The organism is Bacillus sp. ISL-46, from assembly GCF_018613205.1.
Genome location: NZ_JAGGQR010000045.1, coordinates 200648 through 214942 on the forward strand (window position 1 = coordinate 200648; position 14295 = coordinate 214942).

The 14295-nt window shown below is 38.3% G+C and carries 15 protein-coding genes and 1 pseudogene; 9 read left to right on the plus strand and 7 right to left on the minus strand.

Translation table 11 applies throughout. The annotated features are described in order from the left end of the window. Positions 1 to 79 precede the first annotated feature (79 nt). Positions 80 to 786: pseudogene (locus J7E67_RS21575) on the plus strand (DMT family transporter); the annotation flags it as partial. A gap of 51 nt (positions 787 to 837) precedes the next feature. On the opposite strand, the gene J7E67_RS21580 reads toward J7E67_RS21575, so the two are convergent. From J7E67_RS21580 to J7E67_RS21595, 4 genes are all read right to left on the minus strand, one after another. Next, positions 838 to 1698, minus strand: a complete 861-nt coding sequence (locus J7E67_RS21580) for a DUF421 domain-containing protein (RefSeq protein WP_214712222.1) — start codon at positions 1696 to 1698, stop codon at positions 838 to 840. A gap of 20 nt (positions 1699 to 1718) precedes the next feature. Continuing rightward, positions 1719 to 1925: a DUF1657 domain-containing protein gene (locus J7E67_RS21585; protein ID WP_088088549.1), complete on the minus strand. Its 207-nt coding sequence runs from the start codon at positions 1923 to 1925 to the stop codon at positions 1719 to 1721. A 73-nt stretch (positions 1926 to 1998) separates the two neighbouring features. Continuing rightward, positions 1999 to 2202, minus strand: coding sequence for a DUF1657 domain-containing protein (locus J7E67_RS21590; RefSeq protein WP_088088548.1), 204 nt, complete (start codon positions 2200 to 2202; stop codon positions 1999 to 2001). A gap of 130 nt (positions 2203 to 2332) precedes the next feature. Next, positions 2333 to 3586, minus strand: a complete 1254-nt coding sequence (locus J7E67_RS21595; RefSeq protein ID WP_214732804.1) for an erythromycin esterase family protein — start codon at positions 3584 to 3586, stop codon at positions 2333 to 2335. Between the two features lie 832 nt (positions 3587 to 4418). On the opposite strand from J7E67_RS21595, the gene J7E67_RS21600 reads away from it, so the two are divergent. Continuing rightward, positions 4419 to 5288, plus strand: coding sequence for a YitT family protein (locus J7E67_RS21600; RefSeq protein WP_374223935.1), 870 nt, complete (start codon positions 4419 to 4421; stop codon positions 5286 to 5288). A 290-nt stretch (positions 5289 to 5578) separates the two neighbouring features. Here J7E67_RS21600 and J7E67_RS21605 read toward each other — a convergent pair whose 3' ends face one another. Then, positions 5579 to 5830 (minus strand): sigma-G-dependent sporulation-specific acid-soluble spore protein CsgA, encoded by a 252-nt coding sequence (locus J7E67_RS21605; RefSeq protein WP_214712238.1) that lies wholly within the window; start codon positions 5828 to 5830, stop codon positions 5579 to 5581. A 132-nt stretch (positions 5831 to 5962) separates the two neighbouring features. After that, positions 5963 to 6676, minus strand: coding sequence for a class I SAM-dependent methyltransferase (locus tag J7E67_RS21610; RefSeq protein ID WP_214712226.1), 714 nt, complete (start codon positions 6674 to 6676; stop codon positions 5963 to 5965). A gap of 268 nt (positions 6677 to 6944) precedes the next feature. Here J7E67_RS21610 and J7E67_RS21615 point away from each other — a divergent pair, with 268 nt between their 5' ends. Further along, positions 6945 to 7217 carry a hypothetical protein gene (locus J7E67_RS21615; RefSeq protein WP_214712228.1) on the plus strand — a complete coding sequence of 91 codons (273 nt, stop codon included), beginning with the start codon at positions 6945 to 6947 and terminating at the stop codon, positions 7215 to 7217. 25 nt (positions 7218 to 7242) lie between these two features. On the opposite strand, the gene J7E67_RS21620 is transcribed toward J7E67_RS21615, so the two are convergent. Continuing rightward, complete coding sequence (locus J7E67_RS21620) at positions 7243 to 8124, minus strand: VanW family protein (RefSeq protein ID WP_214732806.1); 882 nt, start codon at positions 8122 to 8124, stop codon at positions 7243 to 7245. A 185-nt stretch (positions 8125 to 8309) separates the two neighbouring features. Here J7E67_RS21620 and J7E67_RS21625 point away from each other — a divergent pair, with 185 nt between their 5' ends. The 6 genes from J7E67_RS21625 to J7E67_RS21650 all read left to right on the plus strand — a co-directional run bounded on the left by J7E67_RS21625 (position 8310) and on the right by J7E67_RS21650 (position 14289). Further along, entirely contained in the window at positions 8310 to 8507 is a 198-nt protein-coding gene (locus J7E67_RS21625; protein ID WP_066256390.1) for a hypothetical protein, read from the plus strand. A gap of 230 nt (positions 8508 to 8737) precedes the next feature. Continuing rightward, positions 8738 to 9946, plus strand: coding sequence for an acyl-CoA dehydrogenase family protein (locus J7E67_RS21630; protein ID WP_214718526.1), 1209 nt, complete (start codon positions 8738 to 8740; stop codon positions 9944 to 9946). A gap of 29 nt (positions 9947 to 9975) precedes the next feature. Beyond that, on the plus strand, positions 9976 to 10728 hold the full coding sequence (locus J7E67_RS21635) for an SDR family NAD(P)-dependent oxidoreductase (RefSeq protein ID WP_214732807.1): 753 nt from the start codon (positions 9976 to 9978) through the stop codon (positions 10726 to 10728). Positions 10729 to 10792: 64 nt separating this feature from the next. Beyond that, complete coding sequence (locus J7E67_RS21640; RefSeq protein ID WP_214732808.1) at positions 10793 to 12406, plus strand: long-chain-fatty-acid--CoA ligase; 1614 nt, start codon at positions 10793 to 10795, stop codon at positions 12404 to 12406. A gap of 131 nt (positions 12407 to 12537) precedes the next feature. Beyond that, positions 12538 to 13104, plus strand: coding sequence for a TetR/AcrR family transcriptional regulator (locus tag J7E67_RS21645; RefSeq protein ID WP_214718532.1), 567 nt, complete (start codon positions 12538 to 12540; stop codon positions 13102 to 13104). Positions 13105 to 13212: 108 nt separating this feature from the next. Next, positions 13213 to 14289, plus strand: a complete 1077-nt coding sequence (locus J7E67_RS21650; RefSeq protein WP_214732809.1) for a phosphotransferase family protein — start codon at positions 13213 to 13215, stop codon at positions 14287 to 14289. Positions 14290 to 14295 lie beyond the last annotated feature (6 nt).

Genomic DNA, 14295 nt, shown 5'->3' on the forward strand with positions numbered 1-14295 from the left:
GTTTCATCCTTATCCCAAAAACTTTATGCTTTAAAAAATGGTAGTATGCACCTGATTACTAAAAACAAATTAACAACAAGTAATGAAAAGAACATGGCAGGTTACAATCATCTCAGGTTCCTTGCTGGCCCCACTTTTTTACGAAATGGTTATGACTGATAAAGGACCAATCCAGAAAAAACGGAGAATTCCTTTTAAAGGTTTAGGGATGTCATTAATCATCCTTCTAGGAATTATTCTGATGCAATTGGAACAGGCAAATCACATATCGATTGCTGCAATAGCCTTAGGCGTCCTTCCGGTACTAATCGCTTCATTTGCCTATCCGCTTGGAAACAGAAAAATGATGGATATTTGCGGAGGGCGTCTTGATGTCTTTCAACGGGTATTAGGGATGCCAATATGAGTCTGCCATTGTGGGTTGTTTTATCTGTCTATGGTTTATTTACTGTTGGTCCACCAAGCAAAGGACAAATAGTCCAATCAGGCCTTGTTACGGTAACCTCAGGAGTGATTGCAACCATTCTATTTTTTAAAGCAACGGATCTTGTTAGAGGAAATATGCAAAAGCTTGCTGCTGTGGAGGCCACGCAATCAATAGAGGTTTTATTTGCAGTAATAGGAGAATTGTTAATTTTGAATACTGTTTTCCCGAATGAATTATCCTGGTTTGGTATGGTATTGGTAATGGTCGGAATGATCCTGCACAGCTTTTTTTCGCATAAAAGTAACCCGAAAAATCATCGCAGTGAAAGTCCTGAAAAAACTGTGCCTAGAAATGTTTGATCCTTATCAATTTAGATTGATAAGGATTGTTTTGGTAGTTCCTGACCTTTTTTAACCGTTTAAATAGGGACTAAGCTTGTCAATTGTTTCTTGTACCTTTACTGAATTTCTCTTGTACATTGCTTTTGATTTATCACAATCTGTCTCAAGAGAAAAGATCTCTAAATCAGCCTGCACTTTTTTTAGTGTAGCCAGGAGTAATGGACGTTGAGCGGGTGCTGGCACTTGAATTTTATCATCATATAGATCGACCGTTAGCTCTCCATAGGAATCGACTTGCCCTATGAAGACATTATCAAGAGTCACATCTAGTTTTTCTAACTCTGTATAAAGCCAGCCTCTGCCTTTTCCGGAACATCTTAATGATTCATCAATGATATTCCCGTCCATAATGACTGTTTGTGGTTCTTTTTCTTTCGCCATTTTCATTTGTAAATCCTTAGGTGTCAAAGGACGGTTTTCTGTTTTTAAAAGTGTGCTTAAATTTCCACGCGGTTCCAACACAGCAAATTCTACATCTGCAATCCTAAAAATATCCTTTTGTCGAAGTAACGCAGAAAGTTCGTCTATCGAATATTTTTCTTTTTTCAAATTATTTTCTAGGACCTTCCCATCTTTAATGACGACGGTTCCTTTACCTTCAGCAAAATCACGAAAAGCTTTACTCTTTAGAGAGGCAAAGTCAACAAGCCAAGTTACCAAGAAGAAAATTAGGACGGCTAACATTCCATGCCATACATTTGCTTCTAGTCCAGTAACTACTTCACCGGCAATACTTCCAATGGTAATTCCTGCAACATATTCAAAGAAAGAGAGCTCAGAGATTTGTTTCTTTCCAAGTACTTTTGTTGTAATAAATAAAAGTCCCAAAAAAATTAATGAACGACTTATGATAAAAATCCAATCTGGCATTAGTTTCTCACCTCAAAATTTTATGAACCCATATATTGGGGTTCATGTCGTTCAAGTTCCAAAACACGGTATTGTAGATCCTTCTTTACCTCTTCAATCGTTAGTGTAGCTTCATGAAAAATAGCTTGAGCGTCCTTATCGAGTGAATTTAAGGCGAAGGAAGACAATTGTGCTTCGATTCCCTTAATGGTAGAGAGACATTGCTTGACATTTGATGCGATTGTCACAAAATTACTTCCTTTCGTGGGGATTAAACAAATGAAAAAAGGGGTTGGCAGAATCGCCAACCTAAAACTGCTTTTATTGATTGTATTGTGGTTCTTCGTTCAAAATTTCTTGAAGACGTGGTTCTAAACTATCAAGAACCGACTGGGTTTGTTGGGCTGCTTGTTGATAAAGCTGCTTTGCATTTTGGTTATCAGTTGCTAATGCGAATCCTTCAAAACTTGCCTGTGCACTTTTTAGTCCAGCTAATGCTTGTTTTACCTGAGTTCCTACTGTCATTACATAATCCTTCTTTCGTGATATAAAATGAAATTACAAAAATAGTATGTGGATTATTCGGGTGGATATGTATTTAATGTTTTTTTGGGTTAATTCTAAATTTCCCTGAAACTTTATCTGGAAAATCCCATTAGACAAGAATATTTTCTAGAACTAGCGGATGCAACGCATTTGTTTTATCAATAAAAATAAATCCATCATATCGCAGCCCCATTTTCGATGGGACGTAATTACCATATTGTTCGTATTCCGGCCGGTATACCACACCAATTGCTCTATGCCCAATCGTTGTTGTAAATTCATGACGGTTCTGATCAGTAAATATCAAATATTTATTTACAGCCCCTGTCTTATGCATAAGTGATTCCCAGCTTCCGGGTTGAGCGGGAGGTACCTCCGTTTTTTGAAAGTCAACTCCCCATTCGGTGGAGGCAATTACCGTACCGCTATACGTACCAAACCCTACAATAAAAACATTATCGGCCCCGTTTTCTTCTCTAATTAGTTGTCCGACATTCACCATTCCTTCATCCTTCATATCAGTTGCCCGGGCATCACCTACATGTGTATTATGCTCCCATATGATTACCTTTGCATCATCACCATAAAATCTTAGTACTGAGTTGAGTGCTTCGACCATATGCCTGTCTCGAACATTCCATGACTTAGAATCACTAGTGACCATTGTCCTATAATATTCCTCTGCATTTGCTGTAACAATGGCATTTACCTCCATATTCAAGCCGTTTTCCTGGTCGTCATCGAATTTCCATTTGTTTTTCCGGATGGATGCGAGAAGTTCAAGTGCTTCCTTTGTACAATTCTCAGAGAGGTATCCGGCTGAAACAGCATAGGATTCATGATTGCGATTAAAGGGCTCAAAGCAAGAAAATGCTTTTTTGGCCTCCTTAAAGCTGGGAGAATTGGTCCTTTCTAAATAATGAACAATTTCATCCATACTTTCCCAAAGACTATACACATCCAAACCATAAAAACCTACTTTTTGGGCTCTGTTATTATGGTGATTATATTCTTTTAACCATTCAATGAGCCCAATGACTTCTTGGTTCGCCCACATCCAGGTTGGCCATCTATTAAAATCCTCGAGCACATCTCTAATGACTTGTGACGATTGGTTAAATCCTTTAATGTATCGATTGATGCTTTGGCAGGAAGGCCAATCACCTTCAACAGCAATAAATGAAAACCCTTTTTCCTTGATTAGTCTTTTTGTTAACTCTGCACGAAGTGTATAAAACTCTGAAGTGCCGTGAGAAGATTCACCCAGTAGGACAAATCTTTTATCACCAATAGCGGCTATTAATGGGTCAAGATCATCAATTGTTTCAAAAGGTTTTGCGTAGGTATTAATGGCTTTAATCATAGGTTAGAGCATTCCTTTCCATAAGGACTCAGTTTTCTATAATATCCCCTGTAACTCATTAACCTAAATACCCAATAATTCACATTTTTGACACAAGTAGTCCGTAAATTCAAAAAATTCCATGTTATAATTTAGTTGTAAAGGATAGAATAAAAGTTAACATCTTAGGAGACTCAACCATTTGTGTTCGTTCCGTTCGTGAAAGAGTAGTAAGGTATAAGGTTATTCCTTTAAAATCATTCGGCTGGTGGAGCGATTGTCACACTTCTATGGAAAGGCTAAATCCTAAAACTAAATCCTTTCATAATAGGTATCTATGTATTCCATAGCAACCATATCAAAGGAAAAAGTTAAAGATTTATCAATATGAATAATATTGAACCTTTTTCAAAATGGATGAATTGCCAAGAAGCCTAGAAGCCCAAATGATGGAATAATGAGTCGCAATCGGTGTCAAACCGAGAATTTGTTTCTTTTAGGAATTTGAATTCCATTAATTCCATGTGAATTAATGGAATTCAACGGAACAAACACTCATCGGGGAAAGGTAAAGGTTTCCATTTAGATTGATAAGATTGCTAAAAGGGAATTTCAGTTTATTATCTATCAGCTGATGTTATGGTTGGGTCCCCTAAGGTGTTAATAAAATTAAGGAGTTACTTCACTAGTTGAGGTAGCTTCTTTTTCATTCGAGGAGTATAGAATAAAGAAGCATTTTATTATAAATAGTACTGATCATTCGTTATAATAAAGGTAGGAAATTATTTTTGAAAGGGGCCAGATAATGTCAGGAATACAAGAATTAAATTTAATTCAACAACAGGAAGAGATTATGGCGAAAATTCAGCACCGGAGATTAACAAAGAGAAAGATCCTGCAACGCATTTTATTAATCACTCTAGGTGCCACCCTGATGGCAGTGGGCTTAGAAATTTTCCTCGTTCCCAACAATGTAATTGATGGTGGAATCACTGGGATTTCTATTATGCTTTCGTATGTTACAGGTTGGAAATTAGGGATATTCCTCTTTATTCTTAATATACCTTTTTTCTTTATTGGTTATAAACAAATAGGAAAAACCTTCGCATTATCAACCCTTTATGGGATTCTCATTCTTTCTATTGGAACTACTCTACTCCATCCAGTCCCAGCTTTTACACAGGATATTCTCCTTGCGACGGTTTTTGGAGGAATTGTGCTAGGTATAGGCGTAGGCATAGTGATTCGCTATGGAGGGTCATTGGACGGTACCGAAATTTTAGCGATTCTTTTTAATAAAAAGCTTCCTTTTTCCGTCGGAGAAATTATTATGTTCTTTAATCTTTTTATCCTCGGGTGTGCCGGTTTTGTGTTTACGTGGGACCGTGCAATGTATTCACTTATTGCCTATTTTGTTGCTTACAAAACGATTGATATTACCATTACTGGCCTTGATGAATCTAAATCCGTTTGGATCATTAGTGACAATGCTAAGCAAATTGGTGACGCTATTATGAGTCGTCTGGGGCGAGGTGTCACATATATCAATGGTGAGGGCGCATATTCTGGTGATGATAAAAAAGTCATCTTTTGCGTTATCAATCGTCTTGAAGAAGCAAAATTGAAGGAAATTGTTACTGAAAATGATGACAGTGCCTTTCTAGCTGTTGCGGATATCGCTGAGGTACGTGGTGGCAGATTTAAGAAAAAAGACATCCATTAGAAGCTGGGAAACATCGGCTTCTTTTTTGCGGAACTTTGACTTTATAGTAGAAATTGGACGTAAATTGGCAATTTGTCGTTATGGGGCTAAAATGCGGTAAAATCACGATTAGTTTGATGTGTTTCTTGTATTTTCATGTCAGATAATGCTGAAAATCCCGAGTTGATGAATGGTACTTTTGTCGTACCTTGCGCTTACCTCGGAAATAATTTTGCGAAAAATGAATTATTTCCAAAAAAGATGGCAGGATATTTCCCTTTTCCTGCCATCTTTTTTATAAAGTAAATCTCTCAGAATAAAAGCTCAAACACTTCATTTAGCTCGTGAGCCCTTTTTTCATCTTGCTCTTCTTTTGCATAGTTAATTTCTTTCGGCAGCATTCTATTTAAAAATGCAATTTCTTTTTGGTTCAAATCTCGAACAAAGGATCCTTCGGAGGCATAGCGACCTTCCGATAGTTTGCGGTAAATATGCTTGCCTTCGGAATGGTCATCAGTGTAATTTGACAAAGTTTCTCTTAAGTAGCCCAAAGTTTTATCCAAGGTTTTCACCTATCCTTTCACCACATATTTTTCAACGAGATGTCTTTAATATACATGCGAAAGTTAGGAAATAGCAGTGCAGTAAAAAAGCCTCTGATAAACACACTTAGGAGAGAGGCTTGTAATAAACAATTAAGATTTCGAACAAGAGATGATTCGATAGCTTAAAATATCCTGGTATTTTAAGACAATATTTCCATGTTCATTTAATATTTGGAAAAGTTCAGGTTCAAAATTTTTGGAGAAATTGAACTCTGCTGTATTGTTCCCATGACTGATAGCGGTGTTTTCGATTTTTAGAACAATATCTTGGAAGCCTGTTTTCTCTAATAACTTTCTCCAATCATCCTCCATTAATAATGAATCTAAAGCATAAAATTTCATGATTTCAGCTTCTTCATCCTGACTTAGCTTTGTGTTTATCGTCATTTCGTTTGCAATAAAACGTCCACCTTTTTTTAAGACTCGATAAAATTCTCTTAGTGCGGTCGGTTTATTAACAAAAGCTAAAACGGATTCAGATAAAATAAAGTCAAAGCTATTGTCTTTAAAGGGAAGTTTCTCAACAGACCCTGGGATTAACTGAATGGGTAAATTTAATGATTGAAAGCGCCTTCTTGCCTTATCTATCATGATTGGATTGATTTCAAGTCCTACTACCATTGCCTTATATTGCTGATATAAATATGCCGCTGTTTGTCCAGTGCCGCAGCCTGCATCTAAAATGCGGGATTTGTTTGTAATGTTTTCACCAGACAGTATGTTTTTTGTTAATGGGATCCCACCTGGATGGGCCCCACCCACGCCAAATTTGGCCAAGAAGTCAATATAGGTTAAACCTCCCATAAATAAAGACACCACCTCAATGATCTTTTAGCATTTTATGATAACTAGTGGAGAGAGGTTCTTTCTAAATAGTGCTCCGAAATAACAAGTAACAATAGAAATATTATGTAAACAAATAATTGACCATTAAAATATATATCACTCAAAAACTTACCAGCAAATAACAAATTATGTTCAGTTTCCTTCTAATATTTTAAGCGATTACGCGCAAATTAATGAAATGGAAGGGGGAGATTCCTTTCCATTTCAATATGAAGGAGTGCTTTGGATGAAAAAAGTAAATGTTCAGCCGTTTTTCAATATGTTTGGAAGAAAACGAAAAAGTAGAGGAGCTATGTGGGCATCTCTATTAGGCATTGGTATAAGTGCTGCTGTTTTTGGAGTGACAAAGGGAAAACGTAAGGACCTTGCACTTCCTTTTCAAAATATGGTAAAGAACTTTACGCCAAAAACAAATCTTAATTTAATGGATAATCATGCGATAACAGAATTTTCGGAAGAACTATTGATGAGTGCATTAAATAAAGATAAAAAACGTTAAAAAAAAGTCCGCATGGCGGACTTTTTTAATATGGGGGATTAGGAATTTTCTTTGGTGAGTAGCTAATATTCTCGGAAGAATAAATTTTTATGATTAACAAATTTCCTAATGTCCGTGCTCTGATTAATATGGGCTGGTTATAGTTATTCTTAAATTCAAAATCGGGACCATACCAACTTACTGTTGCGTCTCGTCCAGGAGGAATATAGGGAACTTTTCTGGTATGAGAAAAACGCTCCAGAACCTTGATCCCAGCATTGTCAATCGCATTATAGAGAGTAGAAGAGACCTGGCAAATACCTCCGCCAATGTCTTCTGAGAACTCCCCCTTCACAATAACAGGAGCCCGTTGGTAACCTTTGGCAGCTGTTCGTTTACCTACCACTTGATTAAAAGAAAATCTTTCACCAGGAAAAACAACATAATTATTTATGGCCATTGTTGCTAACTGAATATTGTTAGACCTTTTTTTGTTGCGAGAATTAAAAAAAGTAACATAGCGCCCAATTCGCATGCTGCGAATTTCACCAAGTAATTCACTATCCACCTTTGGATAAACAGTAAGAATAGGTAATTCCAAATTTTCCTTTTTAGAACCAAAAAAATAGGCATAGAATTGTTCAGTAAAGGCCTGGCGATGGATTCGAGAACCTGGTCGTTCGGGTATAATTACCCCAAACTGATCTAAGCTGGCGTTTTCAGGTGCAACAGAAAATTGTTTATCCAGATGGTCTAAAAACTGATTAAATTTTTGAGAATTTAATAATGGCAAACCAGTATGAGATAGAGCAAAGTCTTCTCGATTCATATTGGCCACGATTTGACCATTCTTTGTAATAGGTAAACTATCGGACGAATTTCCCTGTTGGACCATTAGGAAAAGCCCCAAAATCAAAGTCTTAAACATAACCAACAACCCTCCTAATAATAATATTAGTCGAACTATGCAATTTCATGTACCCACAAAGAAAGAGTTGCCCAAATTTTTTATTTCTACTGAAAAGAATGTAGAAATATAGTATATTTATAGATGATAACAATGGAATAGAAAAGTGCTAGCAGGTTGTTAGCGAATAAATAGGAGTGTTTATCTTGGCTGAAAACGAAAGAATTCAATTAAACGTAAGAATTACGAAGGAAACTTCCTTGCTGCTGGACGAAATTGTTGAGTATTACCAGCAAGGATTGAAGTTGGGTAGAATTTATAAAGGAGATGTACTAACAGATATTATCGAAAAATCGCATGAAGTAATGAATAAACAGAAAAGATCCTTTACTAAAAGGTTTTAATAATCCAAGGTCAGGAAATGTCTGTTGCAGGATGAAGGTATTGGTTTGACTTTTCTTGGCCCACTCTTTTTCTGTGGATCAGATAATTTTTTAAAATTTGTTCTATTAGACTCCCCTGCTATACTAAATGTTATAGAATATTTAGAAATTAATTTGAATATTTAATATTTACAGGTATAATTAAAAGCACAACATACCAACTGGTTAGTATGGGGAAGGGAGTGGAAATATTGGATTTTTCATATTCTCAAAGAGTGAAAGAGTTACAGGAAAAATTAACGGCCTTTATGGAAGCGAATGTTTATCCCAATGAGCGTATTTACGAGCAGCAACTAAATGAACAAGAAAGCCGTTGGAGTGCGGTGCCGCCGATTATGGAGGAACTGAAGGGAAAAGCAAAGGCGGAAGGGCTCTGGAACTTATTTTTACCAGAAAGTGAATTGGGTGCCGGATTAACTAATCAGGAATATGCTCCTTTATGTGAAATTATGGGAAGGTCTCTTATAGGTCCAGAGGTATTTAACTGTAGTGCGCCTGACACGGGAAACATGGAAGTTATCGTACGCTATGGGACAGAGAAGCATAAAGAACAATGGTTAAGGCCGTTGTTAGCAGGTGAAATTCGTTCTTGCTTTTCGATGACAGAGCCAGCTGTGGCTTCAGCGGATGCGACTAACATCGAAGCTAGGATCGAAAGAGATGGCGATGAGTACGTTATTAATGGTCGGAAATGGTGGTCATCTGGTGCAGGTGATCCTCGTTGCAAGATTGCGATTGTTATGGGGAAAACAGATCCGTCTGCCAACCGTCATGAACAACAGTCGATGATTCTCGTTCCACTTGATTCCCCAGGTGTGAAAATTGAACGGATGCTCCCTGTATTCGGCTATGATCATGCCCCGCATGGACACGGAGAAATCACCTATGAAAATGTGCGCGTACCGCTCGAAAATATCCTTTGGGGAGAAGGGAAAGGGTTCGCAATTGCGCAAGGGAGATTAGGGCCTGGAAGAATACATCATTGTATGAGATTAATTGGTGCAGCTGAACGAGCGCTTGAGGAATTATGTAAGCGTGTTCAGGAACGGACTGCTTTTGGAAAACTATTAGCACAGCAAGGGGTAATTGGTGAATGGATTGCAGATTCTAGGATCGAAATTGAACAGGCAAGACTGCTTACCTTAAAAGCTGCCTTTATGATGGATACTGTTGGTAATAAAGAAGCAAAAGCAGAGATTGCTATGATTAAAGTAGTCGCCCCGTCAATGGCATTACGTGTCCTTGATCGTGCCATTCAGGCACTGGGTGCTGCAGGAGTTTCAAACGATTTTACACTTGCTGCCCAATGGGCAAACGCAAGAACATTAAGATTAGCAGATGGACCTGATGAAGTCCATCGTGCACAGGTTGCCAAGCTAGAATTGAGAAAATATCAATAGAATTTAGACTTGAAGAAGGGCTGAGAACTATGAGATTACAAGGGAAAACAGCAATAATTACGGGCGGAGGGGGCGGTATTGGCCGCTCCACCGCGCTCCGCTTTGCAAAAGAAGGAGCAAGGGTTGCCGTAGCAGATATCGATTCCGCAATTGGGGAAGAAACAGTTCGTTTAATTAAAGAAGAGGGCGGTGAAGCAATATTTGTCAAAACAGATGTAACCGATTCTAAACAAATAAAGGCATTAATTAACACCACCACAAGCACATTTGGCGCTTTACATATCTTGTTCAACAATGCTGGTGTCGGTAATTCCGAAGTAAGTAGTGTTGATTTATCTGAAGAAGAATGGGATCGGGTAATTGACATTAATTTAAAGGGTGTTTTCCTTGGAATAAAATACGCAGTACCTGAATTTATTAAAGCAGGAGGCGGAGCAATTATTAACACATCTAGTTTGCTCGGCTTAAAAGGACAGAAATATGTGTCTGCATACAATGCATCTAAAGCTGGGGTTGTCATGTTGACACAAAATGCATCCCTTGAATATGGGAAATACAATATCAGGGTCAATGCGATTGCACCAGGTGTAATTGACACGCCAATTATTGATCATTGGAAGCAGGATGATCGAAAATGGCCAATTATTTCACGTGCAAATGCACTAAGAAGAATTGGAACTCCAGATGAGGTTGCAAATACGGTGTTATTTTTAGCTTCAGATGAAGCGTCTTTTATTACAGGTACAACCCTGTCTGTTGACGGTGGCGGCTTAGCATTTTAGATGCTCTATAGCAAATGGTAAAAAATCATTAGTGAGTTTATAACACATTTTGGGAGGAAAATCGATGAGTGGTAAGAAAGCCTGGTTAGCCCATTATCCGGAAAGTATCGAAACAAATGTGACGATTCCAAATAAGCCTTTAGGACAAATTCTTCAGGAGACAACGGAAAAATATCCTGATAATAATGCTCTATCCTTTTATGGAAGGAAATTTTCTTATCAGCAATTAAACTCGCTAGTTCATAACTTTACATCTGCTTTGCAGCAAAATCATGTTCAAAAAGGCGACCGAGTTGCGATTATGCTCCCGAACTGTCCGCAATATGTTATTTCCTATTACGGAATTCTTACGGCTGGGGCGATTGTTACCCAAGTGAATCCAATGTCAGTCGAACGAGAGCTTGAATATATACTGAAGGACTCCGGAGCGGAAACCATTGTAGTTCTCGATGCCATCTATCCAAGGGTGAAAAGTGTTCAAGCACTTACCAACCTAAAGAATATCATTGTTGTCAGCCTCCAGCCTTCAGGACATGAATTTGCCCCGGACAGAAGCTTTGAAAGCTTCTTATCGGAAAGTAACGGAAGCATCCTCCCGATTGAAATGGACCCTGAGCATGATGTAGCCATCCTTCAATATACTGGTGGCACAACAGGAAGATCGAAAGGTGCGATGCTGACGCACCGAAATGTTCTAGCAAATGTGATTCAGTGTTACGAGTTCTTTAAAGAAGAAATGGAAATCGGAAACGAGCGTTTTCTAACGGTCATTCCTCTCTTCCATGTTTTCGGGATGAGTTCTTGTATGAACCTTTCGATTTTTACAGCCTCTGAATCGATCATGCTTCCTCGGTTTGAATTAGAGGAAGTATTAAACACGATCAAGAATGAACAACCTACTGTTTTTCCAGGTGTCCCAACCATGTATGTAGTGATTACAAGCCATCCTCGTGCCGAAGAATACGGGATTAACAGTATTAAAACGTGTAACAGCGGAAGCGCGCCAATGCCACTTGAACTGCTCCGCAGCTTTGAAAAGAAAACAAGTTCTAAAATCTTAGAAGGTTATGGATTATCAGAAGCCTCACCGACCACCCATTGCAATCCGCCATTTTCAGTACGCAAACCTGGAAGCGTTGGGATTGGCGTCCCATCCACTGAATACAAAATAGTGGATTTAGCAACAGGGACTGAAGCAGTGCCTGTTGGTGAACTAGGGGAAGTCATCATTAAGGGACCACAGATTATGAAGGGGTATTGGAATATGCCGGAAGAAACAGCAAATACCCTCCGTGACGGCTGGTTATACACGGGTGATATTGCCAAAGTAGACGAAGATGGTTATCTATACATCGTTGATCGCAAAAAAGATTTAATCATTGCCAGTGGCTTCAATGTCTATCCGCGTGATATTGAAGAAGTCCTTTACGAACATCCTGCTGTACAAGAGGCGGTCTGTATTGGAGTTCCCGATCCTTACCGAGGAGAAGATGTGAAAGCCGTCATAGTACTAAAGGCTGGCAAAACCGTAACAGAAGAAGAAATAATCCAATATTGTAAGCAAAACTTGGCAGCCTATAAAGTACCGCGCAATGTCGAATTCCGCGATCAACTTCCAAAAACAAATGTTGGAAAAATTCTCCGTCGTGCCTTAAGGGACGAAGTGAAAAATAAATAAAAGCTTATAGATAGTTTAAAATGTTTCCGAAAATAGTATAGATAGTAGAAATCCTCGTTTGTGCTTATAGGGGTATTATAGATTATGATATAATTCTCAATAGACATTTTTACAGAATGCGAGGACATAATGTGAAGGAAAAAATTACAGCTCAAAGCATCCGGCTTTTTGAAAAAAAAGGATTCACCGAGACGTCAATTCAAGACGTTGTGGATTCTCTTGGTGTGACAAAGGGTACATTCTACTATTACTTTTCAAGTAAGGAAGAATTGCTGATGGATATCCACCTCGGATATATAGATGGATTACTTTTTTACCAGGAGCAGATATTAAAAGATGCTTCGAAGTCTTGTAAGGAAAAATTATATGAGATTGTTAATATGCTTATTACAAGTATTTCCAGTCAAGGGGCGGCTGCAAAAATTTTCTTTAGAGAAATAAATAATTTAAGTTCAGAACATATTGAATTAATTGTTCAAAAAAGAGATCAATTCCGTCTCAATATAGAAGTCCTGATTCGGACAGGAGTAGAAATAGGTGAGTTCCGGCCCGAGTTAGATGTGCAGATTATTACAATGGGAATTCTTGGCATAACCAATTGGAGCTACCAATGGTTTAACCCAAACGGAAGGGTCTCTGACCGGGAAGTTGCAGAGATTTTTGTAGAAATGATTTTAAAGGGAATCCAAGTCAATTGAAGAAAAAATTGGGAAGAGGGTTTTTGTGGAAATTACCCTCTCTTTTTTCAAGGTGAATACCAACTGGTCAGTATCGTTTGAATTTTCCGAATTGAAAGGTGGAATCTGATGCCACACCAAATGAGTAAAGATACAATCCCTGTCCGAAAAGGGGAGGAATTGAACCTTCCTGTCCTTGAAAAGTTTTTACAAGAAAACATCGAAAAATTGCCAAGTGGTCCGCTTGAAATCTTACAATTTTCAGCAGGGCATTCTAATTTAACCTATCAAATAAAAAAGGGCAGTTGGGAAGCTGTACTAAGACGCCCTCCTCTAGGACCTGTAGCACCGAAGGCTCACGATATGGAAAGGGAATTTAAAATTCTTTCAGAGTTGCATCCATTATTTTCAGTTGCTCCAAAGCCAATCCTTTTTTCTAAAAATGAATCGATCGTTGGCAGTCCCTTTTTCCTAATGGAAAGAAAGAATGGTCTTGTAATTGACACGTTTTTCCCTGATGGAGTTACAGTAACTGAAGATCACTGTCGGCACCTTTCGGAGGTAATGGTCAATAAACTTGTAGAATTGCATGCGATCGACTACAGACAGACGGGTCTTGCTGAGATCAGCAAGCCGGACGGGTTTATGGAAAGGCAGGTACATGGCTGGATTGGACGATATGAACGGGCGAAAACGGAGGAAATTGCTGTCGTTGAACAATTAAAACGATGGCTGGTAGAACAGACACCCAAAAAACACGAAGCGACGATCATACATTATGACTATAAATTCAATAATGCCATGTTTACTGAGGATCTAACCGATATGGTTGGCCTGTTTGATTGGGAGATGACCACGGTAGGTGACCCGCTGGCAGACCTTGGGGTGGCCATGGGTTATTGGAATCAACTCGATGACTCTGAACTTTTGATTAAGGGGTTAGGTAAGGCGCCGATCACGGCTGTCCATGATGGATTTTTAACAAGGAATGAATGTATCGATCTTTATTCGAAAAAAAGCGGCCGGGATGTTTCTAACTTTAACTTTTATTTAACGTTTGCTTATTTTAAACTTGCTGTCATTGGTCAACAAATTTACTACCGCTATAAAAAAGGGCAAACCACTGATACACGATTTGCCAATTTTAATTATTTTGTAAAAAATTTAATTCTGCATGCAGCGAATGTTGCGGATGAAAGGGTTTAAAAGGGA

Excerpts from the sequence above, each read along its gene's own strand:
- J7E67_RS21580 (WP_214712222.1), bottom strand. The coding sequence starts at position 1,698 with ATGCCAGATTGGATTTTTATCATAAGTCGTTCATTAATTTTTTTGGGA.
- J7E67_RS21590 (WP_088088548.1), bottom strand. The coding sequence starts at position 2,202 with ATGACAGTAGGAACTCAGGTAAAACAAGCATTAGCTGGACTAAAAAGT.
- J7E67_RS21595 (WP_214732804.1), bottom strand. The coding sequence starts at position 3,586 with ATGATTAAAGCCATTAATACCTACGCAAAACCTTTTGAAACAATTGAT.
- J7E67_RS21600 (WP_374223935.1), top strand. The coding sequence starts at position 4,419 with ATGGCGAAAATTCAGCACCGGAGATTAACAAAGAGAAAGATCCTGCAA.
- J7E67_RS21610 (WP_214712226.1), bottom strand. The coding sequence starts at position 6,676 with ATGGGAGGTTTAACCTATATTGACTTCTTGGCCAAATTTGGCGTGGGT.
- J7E67_RS21615 (WP_214712228.1), top strand. The coding sequence starts at position 6,945 with ATGAAAAAAGTAAATGTTCAGCCGTTTTTCAATATGTTTGGAAGAAAA.
- J7E67_RS21620 (WP_214732806.1), bottom strand. The coding sequence starts at position 8,124 with ATGTTTAAGACTTTGATTTTGGGGCTTTTCCTAATGGTCCAACAGGGA.
- J7E67_RS21635 (WP_214732807.1), top strand. The coding sequence starts at position 9,976 with ATGAGATTACAAGGGAAAACAGCAATAATTACGGGCGGAGGGGGCGGT.
- J7E67_RS21640 (WP_214732808.1), top strand. The coding sequence starts at position 10,793 with ATGAGTGGTAAGAAAGCCTGGTTAGCCCATTATCCGGAAAGTATCGAA.
- J7E67_RS21650 (WP_214732809.1), top strand. The coding sequence starts at position 13,213 with ATGCCACACCAAATGAGTAAAGATACAATCCCTGTCCGAAAAGGGGAG.